The organism is Labrys sp. F242 (genome assembly GCF_057813875.1).
Genome location: NZ_JBVASG010000007.1, coordinates 164,767 through 191,714, shown reverse-complemented (window position 1 = coordinate 191,714; position 26,948 = coordinate 164,767). Strand labels below are relative to the sequence as shown.

The window sequence follows — 26,948 nt, the reverse complement described above, 5'->3', positions numbered from 1 at the left end:
ACTGGGGAAGCGTCAAATGGCAGGTAAATTGTCGCGAATTCGGCCGCCGACGGTTGCCATATAGGACGCCGACAGACCGCCTATCAGAAGCGCAACAAAAGCCCAAAGCGCGGTATAAACACCGGTCTTGCGCGCGACTTCCGCCGCAGCTTTTGCCTTCTCAGCTGTTTGTGTTGCAGCCTGCTTTGCCGCAGCCATAACACCATCAATCCTCTTTGTGGCATCGGATTGGCTGATGCCGGTCTGGCGCGCGATCAACTGGGCCGCGTAGTCTTTGTCGTCATTGCTCAACTGCCCGGCTGCCAGCGAGCGAGCTGCAATCCGACCGATCTCTGCCTTCGCCCCCGAATCGTTGCTCTGTGCTTGTTGCTGCGGCGATCGGAACAAAACGTCCGTGAAGTATGCGTTCCATCCATTGCTCGGCGCTTCGTCAGCCGAGGAAGTCACGGCGCGGGTGGCCGCCGTTACAGCACTCGCTCCCACTTGCACGACACCCTGCCCTGCCCAGGAAAGAACCGTCCCTAACAACAATGCGGAAAACAACGTCCCGATAGCCCACACGAGCATGCCGTGGGCGGTGTCACGAAAAAAGACCTCGTCGGAATGGAGGCCGACCCATTGAGTCCGCAGCCGGCCCGCCAGATAGCCGCCCACCGCATACGAAAACAAAGGAACTGCTACCGACCAGGCGATAGCGAGCATGCCCACAGTCGTTGCTGAAGCACTGCTGTTCTGCCATGGCGAGATAAAGGCAAGGCCTATGCCCGTTCCGATGAGGATGAGTATCAACGAAAACACAGCGGCACTTGCCGCCCCAGCGAAAATCGCAGCCCAGGAAACCGCCGATGCGGACGCCTCGACCCCATCTTCGACGAGTACGCCGGTTTGAGCCATCACCAATCTCCCTAATGATAAAGCAGCGCGATCAAGATAATGATCGGGATCGGCACCCCGAGAAGCCAAAGTAAAATCCCACGGCCCATGACTTTTGCTCCCGTATGTTTGGCGCAAAGCTGCACCTGCGATTATCAAACTGAAGAAAAAGCTGGTTGTTCCGTTCAGGGCTCGGTGAGGGTGCATGCCATAGCACAGCCTCATATCGTTCCTGATCTCAGCGACACGCCGACACTGACGCAAGCGGCCATCAGGGAGCAGCTAATCTGGATAGAGGAGTCAACAGAAGCGTCTGGCTCTCGGCGTCTGGATCGCTATTCGGACCGCGGAAACACCGAATGGACCCGCTCAAGCATGATTGCGTTACAGAACAGCATGCACCTCCAAGACAGCCCGCCGGTGTAGGACGCCGGCAACTCATTTTTGCAGCCACGGCGCAATTCGCCCCTGACTTGCTTGATCTCATGTAGAATAAACGCTTCAAGCGTATCGAGGCCGTAACCGAGTGCTCGAACTTGCGCTGATATGCTAGGACGGCGTTGCTTGCATGGCGAAGCTATCCCCCGCCCAGATCCGTGCGCTGGCTGCCCTGAAGGCGGGCATAGAAGTCAGGATGACTCCAGGAGGCGTGCCGATTGGTCCCATGCCCGAAGGAGTTCGATCGCAACGAACCTTTTGGCGCCTGCGCATTCTGGGATTCGTAGCTATCAAGCCCCGCCCGGCGGCCAATTATTGGGAGATCACGGAAGCCGGCGAAGCCGCGATACAGGAGATCGAGAAACTACAAAATTGATGTTGGCAGGTGCGATGGTAAGCCGAGCCGGTAATCCCGCCAATAATCATGTTTAGATCAACGCAAGGTACTCTCGCATTCTGTCTAGCTACTAGGGATGCGACGCCGCGTCCGCTCTAGTGATTAAGCTGGGTTGCCATCTTTCCCATTTCGAAGTCGGACATAAAAGTCCCTTTCGGCAAGCAAGCAATCCCGGTCACGGCCGACACTTGCTACTGCGACATCAATCCCATCCTTCCAGTACCGCAATAGAGCATTGCGTTTTTGGAGATCTCCCTCGATCGTTACCGCGTCCCATTCCCTGGCGTGGCCGATATAACGGAACGAGAGATCAAAAAATTTGCTCCAGAAGAAAGGCACCAATCTCAATGGCTGCTGGCTCCCCAACATATTGACCGCAGCCGTCTGTCCCTGTCTTTGGGCGACGACCCAATGTTCCGTTCGGATCCTCTCTTCCTTGATCCGGTATGGCCAACTGACGATATCGCCAGCAGCATAGATATTCTGAGCGGACGTGCGCAAATACTCGTCGACCACCACACCTTGGTCGATCGTTATGCCAGCGGAGCGCGCGAGCCCGATTCTCGGAGTGACACCGATACCCACGAGCATGAAGTCGGCTTCCAGGCTATCCCCCTTGTCGAGCGTTATCCAATTCCCCTCGATCCTGGCTGGCTTGCATCCGAAATGGAACTCGACGCCCTTCGCCGAGAGTGTTTGGATTATAAGATCCGACAACGCACGGCCCAGCAGCTTTTCCATTGGATGGAATTGAGGCACCACGACCGCCACGGAAATTCCTCGGCTCGTCAGGGAAGCGGCCGCTTCAAGCCCAATGAAGCTGCCACCGATGATGACCGCGCGTCGGGCATGAGACACGGCAGCGAGAATGCGGCGACAATCGGCGAGAGTTCGAAGCGTAAAGACGTTTGAGCCGGCTCCACCCGGTATGTCGAGGCGCTTGGGTCGAGAGCCGGTCGCCAATAGCAGCTTGTCATAGATCTGTGTTCGTCCCTGGCTGAAGCGAAGCAAATTATCGGCAGGCTCAATCGCCTCGACTTCGACGTCGAGTTCAAGATCGACACCGAGCTTCTCAAATGCGTTCTTGGCGATCTCGAGACGATCATCGCCGAAATGCCCGTCGAGATAATCCTTGGTCAGCAGCGTGCGGTCATAAGGTGCTCGGCTATCGGCCGAGTACATGAGGATCCGGCCAGGCCAGCCGTCTGCACGCAATGCATGCGCCGCGGCAAAACCCGCGGCCCCGCCGCCAATAATAGCAAAGGCGCCCTGATCGGGATTCCGAGACTGCGATGCGACACCCCGAGGTTCGGCTGCCGGCATTTGCTTGGTGACCCTCACCGTGCCGTCTCGCACGTCCACGTCATAGCGCTCCAGGGGATTGAAGGCAGGTGCCGCAAGGGCTCTTCCGCTCTTGAGTTCGAAACACGCGTGATGCCAGGGACAGCGCACATGGGCCCCGTCAACCAAACCGTCCTGCAAGGGACCACCGAGGTGGCTGCACAGGGAGCTGAAGGCGTCGACAGAGGATTTCCGCTTGAGCACATAGACAGGAGCATCGCCGACCCTACCGAAGAAGGGGTGCCCTTCTTCGAGAGACGACAAAGGCAATCCGTTTGACAGATCAACCAACGCCCGGTTGTGCGGCATGTGCTTCGTCCGTTGTTATTCCATCGCAATTCCCGAGCCCATGACGGCTCAAACCATAGCCGGTAACCTTTGTTCCGGTACCCGCCCGGTAGAAGGCGAGTTTGAAGGGTGATGCTTCAGCCACGCCCGGCTTTCGGCTGGAACGATTTCGTGCCGCCACGTGTTGGACTCCGAGAACAGCGGCGAGGAACAATAAAAATGCGGGCGAGTGCGGCCACGAAACTGCCTAGTGAAACTGGTCGCAGCGAGGGGCATGGTTCATGGGCTGATCGTCTTGCCGGCTTCACCAGGCTTTGTGAAGAACGAGCCGCGGAAGCGGATGAAACCTGCCATCTCGATCCGGCAGTAACGAGAGCCTTGCATGAAATGGGCATCTTGGCGGAGCCGCTTCCAGAAAACCGGGACGGAGGCGGGCTTCTCGGGGCGCCGCACTGGCCCCGGCTGCATGAGGCCCTTCGCTCGCTGGGAGCGGCCGATCTTTCAATTGGACGGCTGTTTGAAGGCCATTGCAACGCGATCGATCTCCTTCAGCGTTACGGCACCTCCGCGCAAATGGATAGTCTGGCCTCATCGGTAAGGCGCGGTGCCATGACAGGCGTGTGGGGCGCGGATGGAAAAGATCCCCTCTGCATCGAGCGCAGCAAGGGGGGCTGGATATTGCGGGGTGGAAAGATCCTCGCTTCCGGGGCCGATTTTCTTTCGAGGCCTTTGGTCACGGCGAACAGCGAAGCGGGTCAACGCATCGTTCTTCTGGAACTCCAGGGCGAAGAGGCTCGCGTAGACCTGTCAAGATGGACCCCGCAAGGGATGCGCTCCAGCGCGACCGGATCGATCGACCTGTCTGGGATCACCATCCCCGACGAAAATCTGATCGGCGAGCCAGGCGATTTCATGCGCCAACCGTATTTTTCAGGGGGCTCCTGGCGCTTTTGCGCCGTCCATCTCGGCGCCATCGAAGGGCTTGTCGATCTCTATCTTTCGCAATTGCGGGCACGCCAGCGCGGTGAGGATCCCTATCAGCTTCAGCGCGTTGCCATATGCCTCGCCGCGGCTCGAACCGCGGCCTCGTGGACGAGAGCAGCGGCTCGGCATCTGGCGCTAAGAGCAGACGACGCTCAAGGTTGCGTGGCCCTTTCAAATCTGACGAGAGGCGTGACGGAGCGAGCCGCGCTCGACGTCATGGATACCATACAGCGAGGTATTGGCCTGGCCTCCTTCATGCGCCCTGACCCCATCGAGCGTATATCACGCGATCTTAGAACCTATTTGAGGCAACCGGTTCCCGATCTTGCAATGGCCGATGCGGCACGGTTCGCGTTGACCGCTTCCGTCCCGGTTCATGAACTGTGGAACGCCGATGAGAATTAGCGCCTATCTCGCAAAGGTCGCCAACCTGCCCTATGCTGGCCTCGACAAGCTTGGTGGCGGTGCCGTAACCATTCTGGCCCCTCACCCGGACGACGAGGCTTTGGGCACCGGTGGCCTGATCGCTGCATGCCTTCAAGCGGGCATCGATGTGAATGTTGCCGTCTTGACGGACGGTGCTGGTTCTCATCCAAATTCGCAGCGCTTTCCAAAGGCGCGCTTGATCGAGCTACGACGCCAGGAATGTCGCACGGGTTTGGAAGCCTTAGGTCTTTTGCCGGCAAACATAACTCATTTCGACGTGCCGGACACGTCCGCCCCGACGTCCGGGGCATTGTTCGATCAAGCCGTGCAGCGTCTATCCCAACTGGTCGTCAGGAGTGCTTCGACCAGTCTCTTCGTCAGCTGGGACAAGGACCCCCACTGCGACCATTTGGCAGCAGCAAGGATCGCGGAGGCCGTCGGGCAGGAGCTCTCTCATCTCCTCTTGTGGCATTACCCGATATGGGGCTGGTATCTTCCCAGCTCGATGTCCATCGAACGACCTCCTCCGGAAGGTTTCCGTCTCGATATCTCACCCTGGATCGGCCAAAAGCACCGAGCTATTGCTGCGCACGCGTCACAGATGACGAAGCTGATCGATGATGATCCGGAGGGCTTTACGTTCAGCGCAGAAAAGCTCCGCCGTTTTCTCGAACCGACGGAATATTTTATCCGGAGCCAAACATGAAACATCAGCACACAATCGGCCGCGAGTATTTCGAGGCGCTCTATAGATCGGATTCCGACCCGTGGAACTTTGCGACGAGCGAGTACGAGGATCGGAAATATCAGGCAACCTTGCGGGCGCTCGCCCGAGCCTCCTACCCAAAAGCATTGGAGATCGGCTGTTCAATCGGCGTGTTGACCGCACGCCTGGCTGCTCACTGTGATGCGCTCGATGCTGTCGACATCTCGCCCACTGCCATCGCAAAGGCCAGGATCGCCTGCGCTACCTTGGACAATGTGAACTTTCATATCGCCGCGGCGCCGGACGGGCTGCCTGCAGGTCCCTTCGATCTCATCGTGCTGTCCGAGGTCCTGTATTATCTGGACGTCACGGATCTGTTGTCACTCGCCGCCTGGTGCCGGGCCAACGCAAGCTCCGCAGCCGAGATCGTTCTCTGTCACTGGCTTGGTCCGACGAACTATCCCCTGGGCGGTACGGAAGCGGCCGCGTTATTCCTGGACGCGCTGCAACCTCGCCTCGAATGCCACACGGTCCTCCATCAGGAGATCTATCGCCTCGAGTGGATTAGGCTGGGACCGAAGGAAAGTCAGTAGGATTTCGGCGCGCCTGATCTCCGCTGCCAGCATGGAAGGTCTCAAGGGTTCGCCATAGCGCAGAAAGGTGCTGGCAGCGCTTAACTCCTGCCAGAAGACTTCAAAGCACGATCGACGAAGGGTTGTGAGAAGCCTCCCAATCTCTTCCGACCCCAGTCCCAATGCTGCGAGGACTGCAGACTCTTCCATGAAGCCGATGTTGCTTGACCGGCGCAAATGCCCCTTCAGCCACGCCTTCTTGGTCACCGCGAAAACGGATTCCAGCTCCTGATCACAAGGTGCGTCGGGCTCTGCATGGCGTTGCTTCATGGCGTCAGCCGCCCCACCCACAGCCCGACCGTCTAGCCGGCAGGATGTCGTCACGCAAACATCCATGGAATGACGGACTTTTCCACCCAGGCACTCTACGGCCAGCGCGAGCGCGGCATCTTCGCCGGTCGCCTTAGCTGGCAAACCGCCGATTGCGCGGTACATCTTCAACGTAACGGCCAGACTGGCACCTGAGCTGACCTGGTGATTGGGCCATGGATCATGAGGCCGTGGATCCAACAACGCGAAAATCTCGGCAACGAGCGCGTGATAGTGCTCCTCGAAGAAACCGCGATACTGGAAACTGCGACCGAGCTCTATGAACTCGTGCGGATCCGCGTCGATATAGCCGGCAATGCAATCGGCGCCTTGCGAAAACTCCTGCCAGCTGCTCGCAAGCCACGACGGCGAAACGATGCTGTCTGCATCCGTCGTCAAGATGACGCCGTTATGCAAATCCGCCGTTTCGAGTTGCTCAGCCGCAATGTCCATGGCAGCTTTGCGCGCAAGACCAGCCGAGGACAGTTCCTCGGAACAGGTAACACTGACAACATCGATCCGCACGCCCGTGCCATTGCGTATGTCGGCCGCCCTTGCCGCGGTCGCATCGGTGCAATTATTGGCATAGACAAGCACCTGATAGGCTTCGAAGGGAATGCGCTGGCCCCTCTTGTCTCTTTGGACGGCGAGAGCCGCGAGACAGCGCGAGATCCGTTCCTCCTCGTTGCAAGCGGGGATGGCAATGACCGCAGGACGCATTTCTTCGTGCTGCTGCGGATGACCGGGCAAAGAAGAAAGAAGGGAAACGAGCGCGCTATCCATTGAAATCCAAGGATTAAACAGATAGAAATTATCTGCTATTTCTTGATATTAACCTTCAACAGCCGCAAATGTTCCAAATTATTATCAATATAAATTGAATATTCGATATTAAATATATACCCGGAAACATGAAGAGCAGATGTTAGATCCACCCGCTCTTCCACGTTAACTGTGCTCATTGCAAGAAACGGAACGCTTTAGGCGACCTATCCGCCACGCCGTTTTTTCCCGGGACCAGACTTCAGTCCTGGTGTTCGGGCATTGCCTTGAGCTGGTCTTTCGTCCACGAGGTCACCGCGTGTACCTCGCCATTCTCGTCCCGCATGAAATCGAGGTCAGCGACCCTCACGGCCACGGGCTTGGCACCTATTCCCAGGAAACCGCCGACATCGATCACGACAATGGTGTCCGTGCCTATGCCGTGGACATGGGAGACACTGCCGATATTCTCATCCTCCGGGCCGTAAATCGTCGCGCCTTCCAAATATTCGGGTGTGAGTTCGCTGTCGGCAAGCCTGGTGTGTGTGCTGTGGTCCATACTCGGCCTCCTGTAAGTTTCCACCGCATATAACCGCCGCCTTCGTCGCCTGTTCCCTAATTATTTTCCCGGCCTGGAAGTAACATCTCGGCAACATCGCTCGCGACCGTTCCGAAATTCCCAGCACCGTCTCCCGCTTCACTGGGATCAATCATATGAACGATCGGGAGGTTATTTCTTTAGAGGTCTGCTCATATCCGGAACGTCCTCTCCCAACGCGGTGGCAAGATCAATCTGATGGTCTTGTTCGTCTACGAGGATCTGACGAATCTGTTCGGCAAGGGCAAACTCACCCAAGGCTTCGCACTGGCGAACCCGCTCCCTGTAATTGCGAACTGTCTCATTCTCGTTGTTCAGATCAAATCGCAACAACTCACGGGCGACCTTCGATGTCTGAACCGGCTTCGGCACGACGGTCGGCATCTTGCCGAGATAATCGATTTGTCGGGACAAGATGAGGGCATGCTTTAGCTCATCATGCGCATGGGTCTCCAATTGTTCCGCGATACTCATATACTCGGGACCCTTGATTACCTGCGAGTACACAACGTAGGCAATGATCGCCTGATATTCACGGGAAAGGTCCTCGTTCAGCAATTCGGCAAGACGATCGCGAGAAATCGCCTGCCCGTTGTCTTCCTTCGTAGAACCTGCCATTTTGCTCATCCTATCTGCCTATCTGCGAATCCCGGTGCCAAACTCAAGCCTGGGAATTTTGTTCCTCGATGGATCGCTTCGGAACATCTGGACCAGATCGCTGCCCGGCGCTGGATTGTGAGCGTGTCAGGGCTTTTGTGTGGGCATGATGATTGCACCTTCGATGTACAGGCGGCTTCCTTCCATCGAGGAGCACTGGTGCCGGCTCTCGTCCTTCCGCTGGACGGGTCGGTCTCACCCGATCGACAGGCTCTTGCTCGGTATCTCGATGACGACAGATGCGCCGGCGCCCTTGCCGATCCGCATCTTGCCGCCGGTCACCCCAACGATGGATTTGAGCATGAACGCGCCAAATCCCCGGGCGGGCATGCCATCGAGCCCGTGCGGCATACCAACGCCGTCATCTTCAACCATGAGCCGGCATTGATCAGCCGCTAAGGTCAGCCACACGCGTACGTCGCCCACCCGTTCACCCGGATAGGCGTATTTGAAAGCGTTGGTAACGAGTTCGCAGACCAGTAAGCCCAGATGCTTGGCCAACTGGGTTGGCACGGAAACATGGGCGGCAGTGACGATGACCTGCCTGACATTGTCCGGCCTGTTGCCCGCCAGCAATTCGCCGAGCCGGGTCAGAAGCTCACCAAGGTCGACACAATCTTCGGTGGCGCAGCCATGGAGCTGCTCGTGCACCATGGCAATGGTGTAGATCCGGTCCTTGGCGGTGTGGAGCGCGTCGGCGGCCTTCTCATCGATGGTATTGCGAGCCTGGAGCGAGAGCATGCTCGCCACCAATTGCAGGGAGTTACGGATGCGGTGATCGGCCTCTCCGAGCTGGGCTTCACACTGCTCGAGGCGCTGCAAGGCTTGCGCCAGTTTGTGCTCGAGCTGGCGATAGTCGGCCTCACTACGCACGGCCGGGCATGTCCCGCCAAGCTCGATCGGTGCTGGTTTCAACGACATCGCGAGGAGGTCGCCGGAAGCGGAAATGAGATGATGCTCCGCACGCAGCGTTCTGACATTCGCATTCATTTGGCACTCCCGCTTATCGTTATGGAGGGAGGCTCAGCGACCTTCCCCGGCATAAGAGCTTAGGTCGGACAGTGCGTGCGAACCAGATTTCCACGGATCAGATTTGCTGATGCAAATGCATCATCTCGTTGAGCTTCTTCCCTGGCGGTGGCTGGGAAGCCGCCCAAGATCGGGAACCATCGCGTCTGCGCCGGGTTGGGTTCCTAGGAGGTAAACCATGGCCCACACTGCCTTTTCCCGCCCGCTCGTGATCGAGGAGATCGTTATCGCTGACCTCAACCAGGCTGCGGAATATCTGGTGGAAGACTGGCCGATCGAGCACGGCGATCACTACGAGTTAGCCAGGCGGTTCTGCCTCGAAGTGATCGAAGGCAAGCGTGACCCGGAGGATGCGAGGCAAGCTTTCGTACTCGCGGCCGGGGAGGCCGGCATCACCATCGCAACCTGAGTTCGCGAGCCCGAGCATCGCAACAGTGCAATTTGAACGCTGCCGGGTTCCCCATTCGTCCCCATGTGTCCTTAGATATGGGGCTTCGCCTGCAGGTCGGGGAGAGAGTTTCAGGGGCAGCGGTGCGCATCCCCCTTTCAGCATGCAGCCGCGAACAATATCTCTACAATCAAAGCCGAGCAGGCGAGATGGCAACCGGCCGTCGCGCGGACAGCTATCTCGAGGTGCTCTTCAAAGTTTGACGCTTGCTTCACGTGACCACAGGCGCAATTTACGGCAGACCTTCACGAAACCAGCGATTGCCCCCTCATCGCCGAGATATATGAGCCCTTCGTCAGCATCGGCGGCGACGCCCGATCTCAACAAGAGGGTCTCGGCCCCATGGCTGAAGCCGATGAACTTGCAATGCGTAAACGCATCCGCCACAAAATCTCGCGCCGCCGCCTCGCCCGTCAATGCTTCTGCCCCCCCCTCCGACAGCAACAGCACCACAGCGTCGAAAAGGACTGAAGGGCCGCCGTCGATCATATGATGTGCCGGAATGAGCGACCCGTCTTTTGCCTTCACCCCACCCACCTTCGGCGCGATCACCTCCAGAATTGCACCTTCCTTTTCAAGGGCGGCCTGCAGCGTCTTGAGCATCGAAGCGTCCGAGCCATTGCCGACCAGGACGCCAACCTTGCGGCCAGCAAAGCTTGCGGGGCCATTCTGGATGATGCTGAGAGCGGGCGATGATGGAAGATCCCTTCGAGGCGCGACGGCGGCATTCGCAGGTGCGGGTAATTTGCCGATCCCAAGCTTGTCACAGACCGCTACACCAAGCTCTTCATCGATGTTCAATAGATGTGAGACCATACGCTCGCGGATGAGGGGATTTTGGCACTTGCTCAGTTCGAAGGTCAGCGCCATCCCGATGTGCTTTTGCTCGGGAGCGGTTTGACTGATGTAGAACTGCCGCGCCTGGCTGTAATGGTCGGAAAAGCTCTCGGCACGCAGGCGGACCTTCGGCGCATCGATGTCCTCCCGGAAGGAGCGAAAGCCGCGAACGGGATCTTCTCTCGGCCCTTGTCCCCATGAATTCGGCTGATAGTTGGCGCGGCCGACGGGATTGCGCATTGCCATATGCCCATCCTGCTGGAAATGCGCGAAAGGACATTTCGGTGCGTTGATGGGGATGTGGGTAAAGTTCGGGCTTCCAAGCCTCTTCAGCTGCGTATCGAGATAGGAAAAGTTGCGGCCCTGCAGCAGGGGATCATTGGAAAAATCGATCCCAGGCGGCACGTTCTGCGTCATGAATGCAACCTGCTCGGTCTCGGCGAAGAAGTTATCCGGCATCCGATCCAATACCAGACGTCCCACCGGAACGGGTTTGATGACTTCCTCCGGTATGAGCTTGGTCGGATCAAGCACATCGAAGTCGAAACTGTCGGCGAACGCTTGATCGAAAAGCTGCACGCACAGTTCCCATTCAGGGAAATTGCCGGACTGAATTGCATCCCACAGATCGCGACGATGAAAGTCGGGATCGGCGCCATTGATCTTGACCGCCTCGTTCCAGACGACGGACTGCAGGCCGAGTTTTGGCTTCCAGATGAATTTGACGAAAGTGGAACTGTCCTGGACATTGAGGAAGCGGAACGTGTGGACGCCGAACCCTTCCATGAAGCGGAAAGAACGCGGGATCGCCCGATCCGACATGACCCACATGATCATGTGCATGGATTCCGGCGTCAGCGAAATGAAATCCCAGAAATTATCATGCGCCGACTGGGCCTGGGGAAAAGCACGGTCGGGCTCTGGCTTCACCGAATGAATGATATCGGGGAACTTGATGGCGTCCTGGATGAAGAAAACCGGGATGTTGTTGCCGACCAGATCCCAGTTGCCCTCTTTTGTATAGATCTTGACCGCGAAACCGCGCACGTCACGCGCCAGATCGGACGAACCCTTGGAGCCGGCGACCGTCGAGAAGCGCACAAAGGCCGGCGTCTTCTCGCCAGCACGCTGAAACAAATCGGCACGCGTATATTCCGCCAGGGACTTGTAGGTCTCGAAATAGCCATGCGCTCCATAACCTCGAGCATGAACGACACGCTCGGGAATGCGCTCATGATCGAAATGGAAGATCTTCTCCCGGAAATGGAAGTCCTCGAGGAGGGTTGGACCACGCGGTCCGGCTCTGAGGCTGTTCTGGTCATCGGCAACCGGATTGCCCTGCGCCGTCGTAAGCACGGGCGTATCGCCCTCGGCGATCTGATGCAGTTCGCCGCCATTGCCACGCATCAGGGTTTGCTCGTGGATTCTCGCGGTCTTTTCTCGGGTTTTCTTTGCCATCGGGATATCTCCTCCCAGGGTTCGCCCCGACCATTCACGCTGTTTACGCTGCAAGGCCTGCTTGTCGCGCCTGCGCGCCAACATGGCGATCGGGCCGTCGATGTGTTCAAGCGCCAGCATCGCCTCAGGCATCGGTAGGAAAGCCTGGGCGCTATTCCCGCAGCGTTAAACCGTCATGTCAGTAATAGTTTCCGATCGATCAACCGTCTCATGGGATTCTTCCCCCGCGATCGCCGCCCGGCAAGCCCAGCCTCGTCACGATCGAACGGAGAAGCCGGAACCTGGATTCCGGCCCCTCTCGATCAACGATACTATGGACGCTGATCCAACCTCGGATCGAGAGGGTTACCGCTCCACAGCGCGCCGTAATATGCATCAACGGCACGGGGGCGATCGGGGTTGTCCCAGTCCCACTCATCGTCGGATGAATATTTCGGACCACCTTGCAATTGGCTGTCCGTCAAAGCGGTCTGATAGCCGCCGAGCTCGGTGTTGTAGGTCAGTGAGTTCCAAGACAGCGGATAATGCTCGGTACCAATGCCGAGAAAGCCACCGAAGCCCAGCACCGCGTAAGATACCTGACCAGATTTCTTGTCGATCATGACGCGCTCGATCGAGCCGATTTTCTCCCCGTCCGCGCCATAAACGGCCGTGCCCTCAACCTTGTCGCTGCCAATTAGATTGCCATATTCCGTGCTCTCGATAGCCATGTAGAAATCCTCCTTGTGTGCGCCTTTGACGAAAGGTCGCAATGAAGTTGCGGGGGTCCACCTTCTCCACCTCGTTGTTGCAAGCGAGCAAGCAACGGGGCCGATCTGATCGGACTGCTCTTGGAGACCCACCGAACGATTGGCGATATCATTCGTTCCCGCCACCACTCTTCCGTGGGCACAGTGCCTTCTCGAAACTCCCCGTCAATGGAACCCGGGCCCTGGGCGAGGTTCGAAAGCACCCTTCCCATTTGCGCTGGAGACCCGTATGTCCAGGAGTCAGCCCCCCAAGTCACCGACAACAAACCCTGTCGAGAAGTATCCAAAACCGCCCTTCAAGCGCCAGGTTCAACCCTGGCCGGGGTTGGCTTCGAAAATGAACCCAAGACCGGATCACTGCGAGCAATCTTATCGCGGTTCCGGACGGTTGGCTGGCAGATAAGCCCTTATTACCGGCGGCGACTCCGGAATGGGCCGTGCCACAGCCATCGCCTATGCCATGGAGGGAGGCGGCGTCGCCATCAACTACCATCCCAAAGAAGAAGAAGATGCCAAAGAGGTTATCAAGCTGATCGAGGCCGTAGGCCGCAAAGGGCTCGCCCCGCCCGGCGATCTCATGGACCAAGACTTCTGCCGAAAACTCGTCGAGGACGTCGTGAAGGGGCTCGGTGGCCTCGTGCGGTTTGGCGCAAAGCTGCACCTGCGACTGCCAAACTGAAGAAAAAGCGTGTTATTCCCATCATTGAGCGGCTGTCGGAGGGCGCTTCTCACACTACGACACGACGTTCCAATATTTTCGGCTTAGCAAACACCTATTGCCAATCTGCAGATAATAAACGGGATTGTACAAGTCCCCGGCGTTCATGCAGTTGGTCGCCGGGCATGGCGGACTTCAGAAGTGCCGCCTGGATGGAACGAGCTGCCTGATGAGGGGCAGCCGTGCAGCCGGCTCAAGCGCGACGACCGTCTTTCAGACCAGGCGTCATTTCAAAGCTCTTTAGCAATTGACTCATCTGAAAGCCATACCACGTCCAATATAGAAACGGCTCCTCATTTGAATTTAAAGGTCTGCGTGGCGCTTCATTTCCAGTTGAAAAAATTTTCCTTCCTAATAAATATGCAATTCTCTTTTCAGAAAAGGCCTCTTTAATTTTCATATTATCTACCTTTTGTTTATTATTATTGGCAGACCATATCACAATTAAATAGCGATGTAGCGATTAAATACCATGCAAGAGATGCCGCCCAGAGGGAGTGGCTCCTCCGTCAGAATTCTTGTCGCGAGGTCCTGGGCGGAATGACTTGAGAGAACACGCAGCAATGTCCGCACAACGGGCAGTGCCTGAGATCGGCTGCTGTCGCGAACCTGGGCTGTCGCTGCGTCGCAGTGGGCTGGTCGTCGCTGCCCAATCGCTCACCGTGCATTTCATGCCCTGCCGGTCCTTCCCGACTGTCAAATGATTTCTTCCGCCTGCATAACCCGTGCCCGGCCCCGGCCCCCAATGCTGGCGAACCGAACATCCCATGTCTTTCAAGGAAAACCTCGCCCTCCGAAAGGGCGAGGTCGGTGCCGTCCTGGCTGTTATTTCGCCCAACGGCCCTCATATTTGAACTCCGGGGCGGCCTTGAGTTGGTCCTTGGTCGCGTCCATGGTTGCCGACCACTTCTTGTCGGCCTCGGAATAGTTCACCGATACGCTTTTCGGAGAGACGACGACGTAGTGTGTGCCGATGCCGAGGAAGCCCCCGGCAGAAACGACATATCCCGATAGTGCTCCCTCGGAAATCACAAGATCCTTGATCTCGCCGATATTGTCCTTGGCACTATTGGAAATGTTTAAGCCGATGAGGTTGCTGCTCAGGACATCGGTCGGCTTTGCCAGAACAAATGTCTCTGTTGTCGTAGCGGTGGCGGTTTGGGCAAGCGCAGGAATTGCAAACAATGGAAGCATGGCGGCGGCAATAAACATCTTACGCATATATAACTCCTAGTTTTATGCATCTAATGAGAATACATAAACCATTGCATAAGGTAGAAAGTTCCAAATTATTTTCAATTTTATTTGGAGAGGACTCAAATCGGCCGGAAGCCAGCTGGCGCCGCATCGCGTGCCTTCGGCTCGGCGTCAGCCAGGGATCGTTAGGCGCGTTTCGAACGCTTGCCCCTCTGCTCCATCATGAATTCGGCCATCCAGGCTCATGTTTGAATTTCAATGCAACCGCCCCGACGAGAATCCCCGTTGTTACTCACGTCAAAAGCGTGGGCCTGAAATAGGAGAACATTCATCGTTTGGAGAGGGCGAGACCCTTCTCGAGCAGCAACCCGCCCTAATCTGAAAATGTCACGCCAGCTGCAGATCCTGTCTCGGCTTCGAAGCGCACATGTCCATTCTTGGTCTATTTGAGGTTTGGATGTCAGAAGTGGCCTTCCATCACCCGATTTCGTTCAAGCTTGGACACCGTTGGGCTGTCGTCATCTGGTCGGTCTAACAGGCTTTGGATTTCCTTGACAATCGCTGGCCCGAAGGGGGTGAAGATCTCTGCGTAGTGACGCGCTCAGCCTGCTCGAGGGCTTGAACGGCGGGCGAAAAACCAAGGAAGCTCGCTATGCATTCATCGATCATCGATGCGCTGGGTGAGGCAGGGCTGGAGCCAGCGTTCGAATTCGGGTTCATGTCGGCGATGACCGGCAACTCGCGCCAGGGAATATCTACCTAAAAAGCAAAAAACGGGGAGGCACGGTTTGACCTCCTCGCATTCGGATGCTCTCACGGCATTACACGCATATCCGCTTCTTTGCACGCCTCGACGAAAGCCCCGCGAGCTTGGTCTGGCTGGGCAGCGCCTGCCATGACATCGAGGCACGCTCGCTGAGCGTCGATGCAAGCGAGCTTGGCCAGTTCGTAACACTTACTTTCGACAACGGGCCAATACTCGAAAAGATAGGTCGCGGCCTGATCAGCGCCTGCGATCGCAAGAGCTTTCACCTCGACAGGTTGAGAGAAGCTGGCATGTTCCATATCGCACCTCCTGGTAGCCAACACCGGGGAGAGGCGATCGTTCCTGGGAGCGGCTGGGGCTAGAGCATGCCAGCTTCGCGCCTGCGTTCAAAATCCGCTGCATTGAGCATGGCGAGAAGATCACCGGCTTCCTCCACCTCGAAACCTGTGGCTTCGAAGCCGTCGACCATTGCTGGCAAGCCTGTAAACACGTCGAAAAACAGTCCACGTGTCGTCTTCTTCGGCCCGAAGATCGTAGCGTCGTTCCATAATCGGCAACATGGCACGAATGGCGGGAAGGTCTAGTGCCCTAAATCGTATTTCTTTTGTGACCCGCTTGAAACCTAAGGCAGAAGGTGCATGGCTGCCGCAATAATTGCTGCAGCAATGCATAGGGCGAGAAGCATCAAAGCAAAAGACACCTGACGAGCCGCTTCCTTTCTCGAAACACTTATGAATGACACGGTCTTCGCCAGCTTTCGCGCGGGCGGCAAATCAACAGGCATAAGGCCTCGCTAGTGACGGGCTACAAGATTGCAATCCCAGCCGGCCATACCCTAATAAGGACCTTGCTCGCCTTATAGCCTAGGCATTTACCTAGATGTCGCTGAGGCTTCGATATCCACCCGGCGTTGGCTTACCGATACTGGCAGACGCGTTTCCCAAGCAAGTTGCTATAATGGCACCTGCTGCCGCGATGTCGTGGCCTGGTTACGTCCGCGACGACAGCGCCAGCCGCAGCGCCGATAGCTCCGCCAACAATCGCACCGCCGGCAGAACGAGTAGCGACACCACCGATGAGCGCGCCACCCGCGCCGCCGAGAAGCGCGCCCTTGGACATACGCGTATCTCTGGCATTGGCACACGCAGCGACAGACAGCGCTACAACGCACAGTATGATGATATTTTTCATGTCGGTCTTCCGGTCAAGGCATCGAAATGCACATGCGCGGATCATCAATATCGAAATGCACATGCGCGGATCATCAATCCGATCCGCTCTGAGACGACTTTATCCCCGAACCGATGCCCGGGAAGAGGATCGGAAACTACTCAGAGCAACCCCGATCCGCGTCGACCAAGGATCCGAGTTCATCTCCCGCCACCTCGATCTCTGGGCCTACCAGAAGGACATCGTGCTCGACTTCTCGCGGCCGGGCAAACCGACCAAAAACTCGTTTATCGAGTCATTCAATGGCAAGTTTCGTGCAGAGTACCTGAACGCCCATTGGTTCCGGACGCTTGACGACGCCCGCCAGAAGATGGAGCAATGGCGTAGGAACTACAGCGAAGTTCGTCCTTATAGCGCCATCGGCACCAAGGTGCCGATGGCGCTGACAAATGGCTCTGGCGCATCCCATCCGCCATGAGCCTCAGCCCGGAAAATCTTCCAGCTGGGCGGTTCAAATTCTGGGAGCACCTCACCTACTCATACGGATCGTCTGTCACATTCTTTCAGAAGATGTTCGGACTCCTCCAGCGAAATACGCAGGCATCAAGGGCAACTGTGGCGGGCCCCATCATATCCCAAATAGGTGCCAGTGGCCCTGTTATACGATCTGAAGCGGGCAGCACAGGAATTTCCGGGCGCTCCATGGTGGTCCATCGCTCTACCCATCAGGGCACCTGCAGCCAACCCCAGAATGCCGGCCCCAACGATGGCGCCGGTATTATCATCTTCGCCGTCGTAATACCCCCCGCCATAGTAGCCCCCTCCTCTCCTGCCATAATAGCCTCGTCCGCCTCGATAATGATGCCCGCCCTGAAGGAACCTCTGACCTTCGCTGTGAAATCCATGACCTCCACCGTGGAACCCATGACCACCGGGCGCATGCCTCAATATGCCGGGATCGCGAGCCTCTGCCGGAGCCGGGCTCATCAAACCGGCGATACCGATGGTCGCGGCGAAAACGCTCGTGAGTATTTTACGCATCACTCAGATCCTTTCATATAAGATAATTATAAAGCCATATTATTACTTATTGATACAGGGATTCTTTCTAATATATACTAGATATAACCCTTTATTGCCAAAAAATCATCAGCAATATTAAATATATTACCCGTATCAATTTAAAATAATATCACAAAAGTACTAAAAATTGAGATCAATAATACGTTACTTTCTGTATATTTTCCGCCTAAATTTTTGCGAATATTAAGTTATGTTTACTTGGATATCGTCCTGACGGTCCCCCTCTCGGATAAGCAGTTGGTCGACACGCCGGGAGGACCCAGGCGCTTGAGCAGTAATGGGAGCCTGGCGAGCCTATTTGGGAACGCGTTGGCTAGCCGCACCTATATCGAGAAATGACATCGGGAATACTACCCAGACGGTCATCGCCTCGCCTATCTGATCCACTCACCCGCCACAACTTCGGCGGTGTCCTCGATGAGGCATGTACCGCAATGCCCGCGGCGTGGAGGCATGCAGATCCCGGCTTGTCCCTCGACGCTTCGAGACCGCGACTGTCGAGTGTATGTCGTTGGCAAAAACGATTGCAGGATCGGAAATTACCCAGATACGCCTGCCAGCGTGCTTGATCGCAGTTACCTCTGCATTGATGCGGCAGGCCTTCGATCCAAGCGAGAGATTGACGAGGAACCGGCGTTTTCATGAGATCTTCGAGAGCGTGCCGGAATGAATAATTTGCGATTCTACCCGTTGGCTCTTGGTGCTCGGAGGAGGACCGACTCCTCATCGCGGAACCTGAGAGCCCTCGCGCGCTTTAGGTAGATTCCGATTCTGTGATATTCGAGAGTTTACGAGTATACTTAGTTTTTTGGAGGTCACCGCTCCATCGCCGATCAAAATACAAATACTTGCTAATTCCTCTCTTGCTTGAAATGCATCTGTATACATTCTTCACGAATATTTTCTCGCCGTCACGGTACGGGATAGCTTCAGCCGATAGTCCCGGTTCCAGGACCCGGCGGGGACGCAAGCCCTCTCCCCATCGTCGCTAGGCTTAATCTATCAGGGCTGGCCTCGATCCGGTTCGTAACCTCGACGAAAGCACAGGTAGATGCTCTCTGCCTCGGATATTTGGTGCCCCTAGTCGCCTTTTTCCAGCCACCCAGCGGTGCTCGCCTTCCCGCTGCCACGTCACGGAGCATCGGCGCGGCGTCCGAAATCCGCAACGGTTTGGAGGAGGAGTGAAATGGATCTCCGCCTTTGTTTGCCGGTTGCGGCCGTCATCGCCACAGTTTCGACGTTCGGATATACGGCTCATATACTTCGAGTATCGGCCACAGACCGAGTCAATCTCAAGGCCGAGAGAACGCATAGTGTCGTCGTAGAAAAGACCGCACAGTCGCGTGAGGTCGCTGCCAAAGTCTTGATGATTGCGACAAGGCCAGCGTCATGCGTGACCTTCAGAAGCGCGGCATTTTCTAATTCGATAATGCGACACACGGCCTGCTCAAGAAAAGAATGCACAGAGACCATCAGGGGAGCGAGCGGAGTTTCACATGGCCAGGACAACCCTTGGATCAAGCCGTTCCGATATTCCCAACGGTAGAGATATGACAGTCACATGCAGCCCCTACTATAGGATGAGAGCTGATGTACAGAGATCTATGAAGAATCTACCTCCCGTTATTTCCATAAATAAAAATACAAGCCGCATCGGTACTGCTCTGGTCTGGCGTGAGATGAATAACTTGACTGTCGAGGATCTCGCTCGCAACGCGGATATTTCAATTGAAGAGGTCGCGAGCATCGAAGGTGGAAGTACCGACGCCCCACTCACCACCTACATCAAGATCGCCAAGGCTCTCAGGATCAACGTGGCTAAACTTCTTGACTTGGACAGGAATTCAAATTCCTGACGCACCCCGATCTTCTTGCTTTTTGAGCTTTTCCTGGCCCTTAGCAAGTGTCCGGCGCAGTCATGTTGACATCCCGATCGGAATTTCCAGCCAGATCAGCAGGTTCTAAGATTCGGGGCCCCCCCCTGACCCGCAGCACTCCTTCAGCCAGACCATGATCCGTCACTTCGGCATGGCAAGGCGCTGCTCTTCCACGTTAAAAGCCGCATCGACAGGGAAGGGGTGCCAGGAAAGAGTTATCTTAAATGAAGACGCTGATCGTAATACGCCTCATGCTAAAGATCATGGTGCAGGACTGAGTGCGATTGTGGGAATAAGCGAACCTACAGAGGTGGCTCTCGAATTTTCTGCTTGCCTGCCGTGTTCTTGGTAATTCGCCAACTTGAAGGGATACGTCCCGTTGAACGCAGGCTATCGCAGTACGGTCCTGAAGCGGTCTGCCGTCTGGGCAGTCGTGGTTGCACTGCCACTCTCGGCTTGCGCCGATCACGCAAACCTGTCGGTGGCCGCCGGCTCAGGCCCCTCCCCACAATTGCCGCCGCAGAAAACCACACTCCTGCCGACACTCAAGATTGCCCCTGCCAGAGGTTGGGCTTCCGGCGCGGCTCCAATCGCTGGCAAGGGAGTGAGCATAACCGCGATTGCCCGGGGGCTGGAGCATCCTCGCTGGCTCTACGTCCTGCCGAATGACGACATCCTCGTCGCCGAGACCAATGCGCCACCAAAACCGGAGGATTCCAAAGGATTGAAGGGATGGGTCACAAAGCTGGTGATGAAGAGGGCCGGTGCCGTCACGCAGAGCGCCAACCGTATCTCGTTGCTGCGCCGGCATCCCGGACGCGAGACCTATGACCGCTTCATTCTCATGGACGGCCTCAACTCGCCTTTTGGCATGGCGCTGCTCGGCGATGGACTCTATGTCGCGGATAGCGATGCGCTGTTGCGGTTTCCGTTTCGGCTCGGACAGACACGCGTCAACGACGCCGGAGTGAAGGTCACGGATTTGCCGGCCGGGTCCATCAACCACCATTGGACCAAGAACGTCGTTTCCAGCGCGGACGGTAGGACACTCTTTGTGGCCGTCGGCTCCAACAGCAATGCCGGCGAGAATGGCATGGCTGCCGAAAGCGGCCGCGCGGCGATCTGGGCCGTCGATCCGAGGACCGGGAGCCATACGATTTTTGCCTCAGGCCTGCGTAATCCGGTCGGGATGGGCATCGAACCCAGGACAGGAGCCCTATGGGCTGCCGTTAACGAGCGCGATGAACTCGGCAGCGACCTGGTGCCCGACTATATGACCCGGGTGCGCCGAGGCGCCTTCTATGGCTGGCCGTATTCCTACTATGGGCATCATGTCGACCCGAGGCCGCAGCCGCCGCGGCCAGACCTGGTTGCCAAGGCCATCCCTCCGGATTACGCGCTGGGACCGCATACAGCGTCACTCGGCCTAGCATTTGGCGAGCATGGCGCCTTCATTGGCCAGCACGGTTCCTGGAACCGCAATCCGCCCAGCGGCTACAAGGTGATCTTCGTTCCCTTCCACAAAGGCAGGCCCTCCGGTCCGTCCAGAGACGTATTGACGGGATTTCGGGATGAACACGGGAACGCCTATGGAAGACCTGTGGGCGTGGCGATCGATGGCAAAGGCGCTCTGCTGGTGGCGGATGATGTCGGAAACACGGTATGGCGTGTATCGCCTGCGTTGCCCACCAATTGATATCCAGGTTGGTTGAGCTGGAGGAAGAGGCTTTGCCGGTGGCGGCGCCTTAACCGGTTAGAGCGGGCAGAGTGGAACGATATTTGAGAGACATGACCGACGGCTCGCGCCGGTTAAGGCGACGCCCCCCATCAGCGCTGCGCGAGTTCAGTGACTAGTTTCGACGGCCAAGCCTTGCAGCTTTCCAGTACGCGGACCCATCCGGGAAATAGCATGGTTGGATACCCTTTGCCTGCGGAACGGTAACCGCATCCGGTGCCGATATGCATCGTGGGCCTCGGCAATGGGCAATAACCTCGTTGTCGCGCAACAACTCAAAACAACCGCTCTTCCAGCTCTTCGTAAGGCATATTGATGTCGGGGACATTGATATTGGCAGCGGGAATGGATGGAAACAGGGAGGCATCGCAAACACGCAGTCCGTCGAGCCCCTTCACCCGGCCCTGGGCGTCCGTAATGGCCAGGGGGTCCCCGTTCGCGCCCATCCGGCAAGTTCCGCAAGCATGCTTCACACCAGTGACAGCCTCGTCGAGGAAACCATTCAGGGCGACTTCATCGCCGATCATGCGCTCCAGCAGGGTGTCCGTGAGCGGACCGCCCAGATCGAGCAGCATGCCGGCCAGGCCGGTGAGAGCCGTGTTGCGCAGGCTCGGAAAGCCGAAGCGCCGCGCGCGATCGGAAAGGCGCGCCGCCGGGACCCTTGTGCGCGTCCCTTGCTTCCCCAGCGCGCGCAGGACGCCCGCGCCCAGGCGGAAGGCATCGGAAAGTCGCACCCGGTCACGCTCATCGCTCATCATTCGAAAGTCGACATGCATGCCGGGCATGCCCTCGGCCTGTCTCACGAGACCGACCGTACCGCTCGAATAGAATTTGTTGACCCAGAAGAACAGCAACCGGCACGAGGCAGGCGCGAGCGCGCCGGCAGGTGCCAGATCAGGCCTGATGAGGAGTGTTCGAGCAGGTTCTTTCCCACCCCCGGCTCGTCGAGAATGGGAGCAAGCCCGAACTCCTTAAGTTGTTCGACCGATCCCACGCCGCTCTGCTGGCGAACTTCCGCCTCACGAACCGGGCAAGCGAGTCACATGGGAATGCCATCATGAAGCACCGGGCCGTCTTCAAGGCCATCCGATTGCGCGAGCCCGAGGCTGCCCGGCAGGCGATGATGTAGCCCGCGATGAGATCACCGAAGCGTTGCGCAAGGCCAAGACCTAGACCCTATAGCATTGGTCAACCGAAGACGTGGGCCGATCCTGCATCGAACCGCAGCCACGCGGCGTCTCCACGCCCCAGGCTGGCAATGGCCTCGTGGCCGAACGGCAACCGCACGGACAATTCGTCACCCCTGCCCGTCCTGGTCACGACGTGAATGTTGTTGCCCAGGAAGGTGATGTCGCTGACCGTGACGGGCAGTCCCCGTTCCTGCTGGGTCTTCGACAGGAACAAGCGCTCCGGACGCAACATGACGGAGGCTTTGCTGCCCGTGGAGGCCAAACCGTGTACCGGCACATCGGACACCGTCATCGAATCGCAGATCGAAATATCGGCGCGGCCTATGGTGGTCGAAAGCACGTCGCAGGGCAGGAAATTACTGTCGCCTATGAATTCGGCCACGAAGCGCGTCGCCGGATTGGCGTAAAGTTCCGGCCCGGTTCCGATCTGGTCGATCACGCCCTTGGAAAAGACGGCAATGCGATCGGACAGGCGCAGTGCCTCCTCCTGATCGTGTGTCACATAGAGGATCGTTACGCCGGTCTGCTGATGGATGCGCCGGATCTCGTACTGGATTTCCTCGCGAAGCTTCTTGTCGAGCGCAGACAGGGGTTCGTCCATCAGAAGGACCGGCGGATCGTAGGCTAATGCCCTGGCGAGCGCCACGCGCTGCTGCTGGCCGCCCGACATGTTCGCCGGCTTGCGATCCTCATAGCCCTCCAGCCGGACCAGCCGCAGCATCTCCTTGACCTTGGCATCGACCTCGGCCTTGGGCTTGCGCCGGACCTTGAGGGGAAAGGCGATGTTTTCGCCGACGGACAGATGCGGAAACAGGGTGTAGCGCTGAAACACCATGCCGATATTGCGCCGATGAGAAGGGGTGGACAGCAGGGTCGTCCCGTTCAGCCTGATATCGCCAGCCGTCGGGTTGTCGAAGCCGGCAAGAATGTAGAGCGTCGTGCTCTTGCCCGAGCCGGAGGGACCGAGAAAGGTGAGGAATTCGCCCTTCTCGACCTCGAGATTGACGTTCTGAACCGCGACGACCGCTCCGTATTCCTTGCGGATGCCTTGGATTTGCAGGAAGGGCTGCGTCATGATTTCAATCCTTTGCGCACAAGTGCGACAAGCGCCATGAGGACCAGGGTCAACAGGATCAGCAATGTCGAAGCCGCCGCGACGACCGGTGTCAGATCCTGGCGCAAGGTCGCCCAGACCTTGACCGGCAAGGTCTGCAGAGTGGGGCTCGCCATGAAGATCGCCACCACCACCTCGTCCCACGAGGTCAGGAAGGAGAAGATGCCGGCCGAAAACAGGCCGTGGCTGATCGAAGGCAATGTGATCCTGATCTTCGCCTCGAGCGGCGACGCTCCGCACAGGATGGCCGCGTCCTCAATCGACTTGTCGAAACCCTCGAGCGCACTGCTGATCGAGAGGATGGAGAAGGGCAGCGCGAGCACCAGATGGGAAATCACGAAACCCGTCATGGTGCCGTTCAGCCCGATCTTCAGGAAAAAGGCATAGAGGCCGACGGCCAGCACCACCACCGGCAGGATCATCGGCGTCAGGAACAGGGCCTTCAGCCCTTCGCGGAACCAGAAGCGGCCGCGCACCAGGCCGAAGGAGGTGACGAGTCCCAGCAGAACAGAAAGCACCGTCACGATGGCCGCGATCTTGAAACTGGTCCAGGCCGACTGCAGCCAGCGGGGATCGGCGAACAGATCCGAATACCATTTCAGCGTCCAGCCCGGCGGCGGAAAGATCAGCCATTGCGACGAGCCGAACGACAGGGCCGCGATGAACAGGATCGGCAGGAGCAGGAAAGCAGCCGTCAGGGCGGTGATGGCGAGCAGGACAAATTTCCACCAGCCCAGGCGTTCGAAATTCAGCAGCATGCTAGCGCCCTCCCGGATTCTGGCCGCCGAAGAACCGCAGTTGCACAGCATAAAGCGCGAGCGTGACGACGAGGAGTACCAGCGCCGCTGCCCCGCCCATGCCCCAATTGACCAGCGATTGCACGAACTGGGCGATGAGTTCCGCCAGCATCATGTTGGCCGTACCGCCAAGCAGCGCGGGGGTGACGAAATAGCCGAGCGACATCACGAAGACCATGAGCGCGCCCGCAACCATGCCCGGTAGCGCCAGCGGCAGGAGAACGCGCGTCAGCGATTGCCAGCGCGTGGCGCCGCATAGGGCCGCAGCCTGAAGAATTGCCGGATCGATCTTCCGGATCACGCCGTAGAGCGGCAGTACGATGAAAGGCAGCATGATGTAGACCATGCCGATCGTCACGCCGACGAGATTGTTGACCAGGGCGAGCGGCTTGTCGATAAGGCCAAGGCTCATCAGCAGCTTGTTGATCACGCCGGTGCGCTGCAACAGCACCATCCAGGCATAGGTGCGGGCGAGCAGGTTCGTCCACATCGACAGCAACAGGATCGCAAAGACGAGGGCGGCGAGCTTCTTGGGCATGATTGCCAAGGCCCACGCCACGGGAAAGCCGATGGTGAGCGACACGATCGTCACCACCGCCGACACCAGGAACGTGTTGAGGAAAATCCGCAGATAGGTGGAGGAACCCAGCAGTTCGGCGTAGTTGCCGAAACCGGCTACGGGCTCGAGGACACTGCGCAGCAGCAATAGGGCTACGGGCACGACGAAGAAAAGGGCGACGAAGACAAGGGCCGGCATGATCCAGGCCAAGCCTCGCGGCCGCGCCGGAAGCGAAACGGCCAGCGCCGCGGCGCTGGCTTGTATCTGCTGGGACATGGCCGTCCTTTCCGCATGGAGCTACGTCGGAATATGGGTGCCGTGGAGCAAAGCCCGTCCTGTCAATGTTCGAGGTTTCCACCGAACCTCGAACGCCCTGGACAGGAGACAGGTGGGAGGGATCGCCCCTCCCCTCCGGGGCCGATGCGATCTACTTTGCCTGCCAGGCGTACCAGCGCTCGCCGATCGCATCGCGGTTGGTAGCCCAATAGGCCATATCGGCGTTGATCTGGCTAGCCTTCTGCTGATCCGGAAGTGTCTTGACCGTCTCCGCATCCATGATCTTGGCGGAATCGAGATTGATCGGGGCATACCCCGTCGCAGCAGCCATATCCGCCTGGGCCTGGGCCGAGGTAGCGAAGGCGATGAACTGCATGGCAGCATCCTTGTTCTTCGTGCCCTTGGGCACGACGAGCGAATCCGCTGCCGTGATGTTCTGCTCCCAGGAAGTCTCGACCTTGACGCCGGTCTTCGCCAGAGCCGTCATGCGCCCGTTCCAGACGCTGCCGAACGGCGCTTCCGCGGATGCGATGAGCTGCTGCGATTGCGCACCGCCCGACCACCAGATGATGTCAGCCTTGATGGTATCGAGCTTCTTAAACGCGCGATCGAGGTCCAGCGGGTAGAGCTTGTCCGCGGGCACGCCGTCAGCCAGCAGGGCGGCTTCGATGACGCCCGGCGCCGACCATTTGTAGAAGGTACGCTTGCCGGGAAACTTCGTCGTATCGAACAGATCCGCCCAGGTCTTCGGGCAGGTCGCAACCGCATCGGCATTGCAGCCGATCACGAAGGAATAATAGAAGCTGCCGACCGAATAGTCGGTCACGAAGCGCGGGTCGAGCTTGGACTTGTCGATGACGCCGAAGTCGAGCTTTTCGAGCAAGCCTTTCGGACCGGCCTGCGCAGCGTAGTCACCTTCGACGTCGACCACGTCCCAGGTGACGCTGTTGGCCTCGACCATGGCCTTGATCTTGCCGTAGTCGGTCGGGCCGTCCTGCACGACATTGACCCCGGCCTTGGCCGTGAACTTGTCCGCCCATGCCGCCTTCTGGGCATCCTGGGTGGTTCCACCCCAGCTTGAGAAGACCAGGTCCGCTGCGGCTGCAGGCGAAGCCATGATCAGCAATACCGCACAGGCGGCGACTATCGACGTCGATTTCATGTTCCCACGCTCCGGTTGTCAGGGCTCTTGTCTGGATGCGCCATGGTGACCGGCCACCTTCGAAGGGGAGAAGGCAGCCGGTTTCATGATCTTGTTTTCGGCGATTTCAATGAGGTCGCGGATTTTTGGCAGGAAGGCCTGCCAGCGCGGATCGGCGGCGAGCGAGGCCCGGCGCCGTTCCCGGTCATCGAGGCTCGTATAGGCCCAGATATGCATGATTTCGTTGATCGGCCCGATCTCGGAGAAGAAATAGCCGACCAGATGCCCCAGATGCTCCTTCTGGATCGCGATGCCTTCCTCCTCGACGACCTTGAGGTAAACGGGCACGGCACCGTTCCTGAGCCTGTATGTGCGCACCTCGTAGTACATGGT

Annotated in this window: 26 protein-coding genes and 4 pseudogenes; 11 read left to right on the top strand and 19 right to left on the bottom strand. The window is 57.8% G+C overall.

The window, feature by feature from the left end:
• Positions 1-12: 12 nt before the first annotated feature.
• Positions 13-894, bottom strand: a complete 882-nt coding sequence (locus tag ACZYTC_RS31075; RefSeq protein WP_434960357.1) for a hypothetical protein — start codon at positions 892-894, stop codon at positions 13-15.
• A gap of 547 nt (positions 895-1,441) precedes the next feature.
• Between ACZYTC_RS31075 and ACZYTC_RS31070 the strand changes: the two genes are divergently transcribed.
• On the top strand, positions 1,442-1,687 hold the full coding sequence (locus tag ACZYTC_RS31070; RefSeq protein WP_434960356.1) for a hypothetical protein: 246 nt from the start codon (positions 1,442-1,444) through the stop codon (positions 1,685-1,687).
• 123 nt (positions 1,688-1,810) lie between these two features.
• On the opposite strand, the gene ACZYTC_RS31065 is transcribed toward ACZYTC_RS31070, so the two are convergent.
• On the bottom strand, positions 1,811-3,358 hold the full coding sequence (locus ACZYTC_RS31065) for an FAD-dependent oxidoreductase (RefSeq protein ID WP_488991375.1): 1,548 nt from the start codon (positions 3,356-3,358) through the stop codon (positions 1,811-1,813).
• Positions 3,359-3,469: 111 nt separating this feature from the next.
• Between ACZYTC_RS31065 and ACZYTC_RS31060 the strand changes: the two are divergent.
• The 4 genes and pseudogenes from ACZYTC_RS31060 to ACZYTC_RS31045 form a co-directional block, all read left to right on the top strand.
• Positions 3,470-3,904: pseudogene (locus tag ACZYTC_RS31060) on the top strand (hypothetical protein); the annotation flags it as partial.
• 261 nt (positions 3,905-4,165) lie between these two features.
• Entirely contained in the window at positions 4,166-4,726 is a 561-nt protein-coding gene (locus ACZYTC_RS31055; RefSeq protein ID WP_488991402.1) for an acyl-CoA dehydrogenase family protein, read from the top strand.
• Positions 4,716-5,453 (top strand): PIG-L deacetylase family protein, encoded by a 738-nt coding sequence (locus ACZYTC_RS31050; protein ID WP_488991374.1) that lies wholly within the window; start codon positions 4,716-4,718, stop codon positions 5,451-5,453. Before ACZYTC_RS31055 ends, ACZYTC_RS31050 begins: the two co-directional genes overlap by 11 nt.
• Positions 5,450-6,046, top strand: coding sequence for an SAM-dependent methyltransferase (locus ACZYTC_RS31045; protein ID WP_441773539.1), 597 nt, complete (start codon positions 5,450-5,452; stop codon positions 6,044-6,046). The genes ACZYTC_RS31050 and ACZYTC_RS31045 overlap by 4 nt, the downstream gene beginning before the upstream one ends.
• Here ACZYTC_RS31045 and ACZYTC_RS31040 read toward each other — a convergent pair.
• The 4 genes from ACZYTC_RS31040 to ACZYTC_RS31025 all read right to left on the bottom strand — a co-directional run bounded on the left by ACZYTC_RS31040 (position 5,942) and on the right by ACZYTC_RS31025 (position 9,401).
• Complete coding sequence (locus tag ACZYTC_RS31040) at positions 5,942-7,177, bottom strand: glycosyltransferase family 2 protein (protein ID WP_441773538.1); 1,236 nt, start codon at positions 7,175-7,177, stop codon at positions 5,942-5,944. The two genes, ACZYTC_RS31045 and ACZYTC_RS31040, sit on opposite strands and share 105 nt — an antisense overlap.
• Before the next feature lie 241 nt (positions 7,178-7,418).
• Complete coding sequence (locus ACZYTC_RS31035; protein ID WP_434960350.1) at positions 7,419-7,715, bottom strand: PRC-barrel domain containing protein; 297 nt, start codon at positions 7,713-7,715, stop codon at positions 7,419-7,421.
• Positions 7,716-7,886: 171 nt separating this feature from the next.
• Complete coding sequence (locus ACZYTC_RS31030) at positions 7,887-8,372, bottom strand: ferritin-like domain-containing protein (protein WP_434960349.1); 486 nt, start codon at positions 8,370-8,372, stop codon at positions 7,887-7,889.
• 234 nt (positions 8,373-8,606) lie between these two features.
• Positions 8,607-9,401, bottom strand: coding sequence for a sensor histidine kinase (locus tag ACZYTC_RS31025; RefSeq protein ID WP_441773537.1), 795 nt, complete (start codon positions 9,399-9,401; stop codon positions 8,607-8,609).
• Between the two features lie 217 nt (positions 9,402-9,618).
• Here ACZYTC_RS31025 and ACZYTC_RS31020 point away from each other — a divergent pair, with 217 nt between their 5' ends.
• Positions 9,619-9,849 (top strand): DUF982 domain-containing protein, encoded by a 231-nt coding sequence (locus ACZYTC_RS31020; protein WP_488991373.1) that lies wholly within the window; start codon positions 9,619-9,621, stop codon positions 9,847-9,849.
• A 231-nt stretch (positions 9,850-10,080) separates the two neighbouring features.
• Here the strand turns inward: ACZYTC_RS31020 and katE are convergent, their stop codons facing one another.
• Together katE and ACZYTC_RS31010 are read right to left on the bottom strand one after the other, a co-directional pair.
• On the bottom strand, positions 10,081-12,183 hold the full coding sequence (gene katE / locus ACZYTC_RS31015) for a catalase (RefSeq protein ID WP_441773612.1): 2,103 nt from the start codon (positions 12,181-12,183) through the stop codon (positions 10,081-10,083).
• Between the two features lie 311 nt (positions 12,184-12,494).
• Positions 12,495-12,893 (bottom strand): PRC-barrel domain-containing protein, encoded by a 399-nt coding sequence (locus ACZYTC_RS31010; protein WP_434960346.1) that lies wholly within the window; start codon positions 12,891-12,893, stop codon positions 12,495-12,497.
• 268 nt (positions 12,894-13,161) lie between these two features.
• Here ACZYTC_RS31010 and ACZYTC_RS31005 point away from each other — a divergent pair.
• Positions 13,162-13,569 (top strand): annotated as a pseudogene (locus ACZYTC_RS31005) (SDR family NAD(P)-dependent oxidoreductase); the annotation flags it as partial.
• 274 nt (positions 13,570-13,843) lie between these two features.
• On the opposite strand, the gene ACZYTC_RS31000 reads toward ACZYTC_RS31005, so the two are convergent.
• The 4 genes from ACZYTC_RS31000 to ACZYTC_RS30985 all read right to left on the bottom strand — a co-directional run bounded on the left by ACZYTC_RS31000 (position 13,844) and on the right by ACZYTC_RS30985 (position 16,804).
• Positions 13,844-14,050: a hypothetical protein gene (locus ACZYTC_RS31000; protein ID WP_441773535.1), complete on the bottom strand. Its 207-nt coding sequence runs from the start codon at positions 14,048-14,050 to the stop codon at positions 13,844-13,846.
• Between the two features lie 425 nt (positions 14,051-14,475).
• Positions 14,476-14,871: a PRC-barrel domain-containing protein gene (locus tag ACZYTC_RS30995; protein WP_488991372.1), complete on the bottom strand. Its 396-nt coding sequence runs from the start codon at positions 14,869-14,871 to the stop codon at positions 14,476-14,478.
• Positions 14,872-15,660: 789 nt separating this feature from the next.
• Positions 15,661-15,912 carry a DUF982 domain-containing protein gene (locus tag ACZYTC_RS30990; protein WP_441773534.1) on the bottom strand — a complete coding sequence of 84 codons (252 nt, stop codon included), beginning with the start codon at positions 15,910-15,912 and terminating at the stop codon, positions 15,661-15,663.
• Positions 15,913-16,528: 616 nt separating this feature from the next.
• Positions 16,529-16,804, bottom strand: a complete 276-nt coding sequence (locus ACZYTC_RS30985) for a YMGG-like glycine zipper-containing protein (RefSeq protein ID WP_488991371.1) — start codon at positions 16,802-16,804, stop codon at positions 16,529-16,531.
• Between the two features lie 154 nt (positions 16,805-16,958).
• Between ACZYTC_RS30985 and ACZYTC_RS30980 the strand changes: the two are divergent.
• A pseudogene (locus tag ACZYTC_RS30980) lies at positions 16,959-17,261 on the top strand (integrase core domain-containing protein); the annotation flags it as partial.
• A 125-nt stretch (positions 17,262-17,386) separates the two neighbouring features.
• Here ACZYTC_RS30980 and ACZYTC_RS30975 read toward each other — a convergent pair.
• On the bottom strand, positions 17,387-17,497 hold the full coding sequence (locus tag ACZYTC_RS30975) for a BA14K family protein (RefSeq protein WP_441773611.1): 111 nt from the start codon (positions 17,495-17,497) through the stop codon (positions 17,387-17,389).
• A gap of 1,865 nt (positions 17,498-19,362) precedes the next feature.
• Between ACZYTC_RS30975 and ACZYTC_RS30970 the strand changes: the two genes are divergently transcribed.
• Both ACZYTC_RS30970 and ACZYTC_RS30965 read left to right on the top strand, forming a co-directional pair.
• Positions 19,363-19,722 carry a helix-turn-helix domain-containing protein gene (locus tag ACZYTC_RS30970; RefSeq protein WP_488991370.1) on the top strand — a complete coding sequence of 120 codons (360 nt, stop codon included), beginning with the start codon at positions 19,363-19,365 and terminating at the stop codon, positions 19,720-19,722.
• Between the two features lie 400 nt (positions 19,723-20,122).
• On the top strand, positions 20,123-21,439 hold the full coding sequence (locus tag ACZYTC_RS30965) for a PQQ-dependent sugar dehydrogenase (protein WP_441773532.1): 1,317 nt from the start codon (positions 20,123-20,125) through the stop codon (positions 21,437-21,439).
• Positions 21,440-21,753: 314 nt separating this feature from the next.
• On the opposite strand, the gene ACZYTC_RS30960 is transcribed toward ACZYTC_RS30965, so the two are convergent.
• Entirely contained in the window at positions 21,754-22,332 is a 579-nt protein-coding gene (locus tag ACZYTC_RS30960) for a GMC family oxidoreductase (RefSeq protein WP_488991369.1), read from the bottom strand.
• A gap of 56 nt (positions 22,333-22,388) precedes the next feature.
• On the opposite strand from ACZYTC_RS30960, the gene ACZYTC_RS30955 reads away from it, so the two are divergent.
• Positions 22,389-22,607 carry an FCD domain-containing protein gene (locus tag ACZYTC_RS30955; RefSeq protein ID WP_488991368.1) on the top strand — a complete coding sequence of 73 codons (219 nt, stop codon included), beginning with the start codon at positions 22,389-22,391 and terminating at the stop codon, positions 22,605-22,607.
• A 59-nt stretch (positions 22,608-22,666) separates the two neighbouring features.
• On the opposite strand, the gene ACZYTC_RS30950 is transcribed toward ACZYTC_RS30955, so the two are convergent.
• The 5 genes and pseudogenes from ACZYTC_RS30950 to ACZYTC_RS30930 all read right to left on the bottom strand — a co-directional run bounded on the left by ACZYTC_RS30950 (position 22,667) and on the right by ACZYTC_RS30930 (position 26,945).
• Positions 22,667-23,743: an ABC transporter ATP-binding protein gene (locus ACZYTC_RS30950; RefSeq protein ID WP_488991367.1), complete on the bottom strand. Its 1,077-nt coding sequence runs from the start codon at positions 23,741-23,743 to the stop codon at positions 22,667-22,669.
• Positions 23,740-24,540 carry an ABC transporter permease gene (locus tag ACZYTC_RS30945; protein WP_454817329.1) on the bottom strand — a complete coding sequence of 267 codons (801 nt, stop codon included), beginning with the start codon at positions 24,538-24,540 and terminating at the stop codon, positions 23,740-23,742. The genes ACZYTC_RS30950 and ACZYTC_RS30945 overlap by 4 nt, the downstream gene beginning before the upstream one ends.
• Position 24,541: 1 nt before the next feature.
• Positions 24,542-25,333: pseudogene (locus tag ACZYTC_RS30940) on the bottom strand (ABC transporter permease); the annotation flags it as partial.
• 232 nt (positions 25,334-25,565) lie between these two features.
• Entirely contained in the window at positions 25,566-26,576 is a 1,011-nt protein-coding gene (locus ACZYTC_RS30935) for an ABC transporter substrate-binding protein (protein WP_441773528.1), read from the bottom strand.
• A gap of 18 nt (positions 26,577-26,594) precedes the next feature.
• Complete coding sequence (locus ACZYTC_RS30930) at positions 26,595-26,945, bottom strand: NIPSNAP family protein (protein ID WP_434960334.1); 351 nt, start codon at positions 26,943-26,945, stop codon at positions 26,595-26,597.
• Positions 26,946-26,948 lie beyond the last annotated feature (3 nt).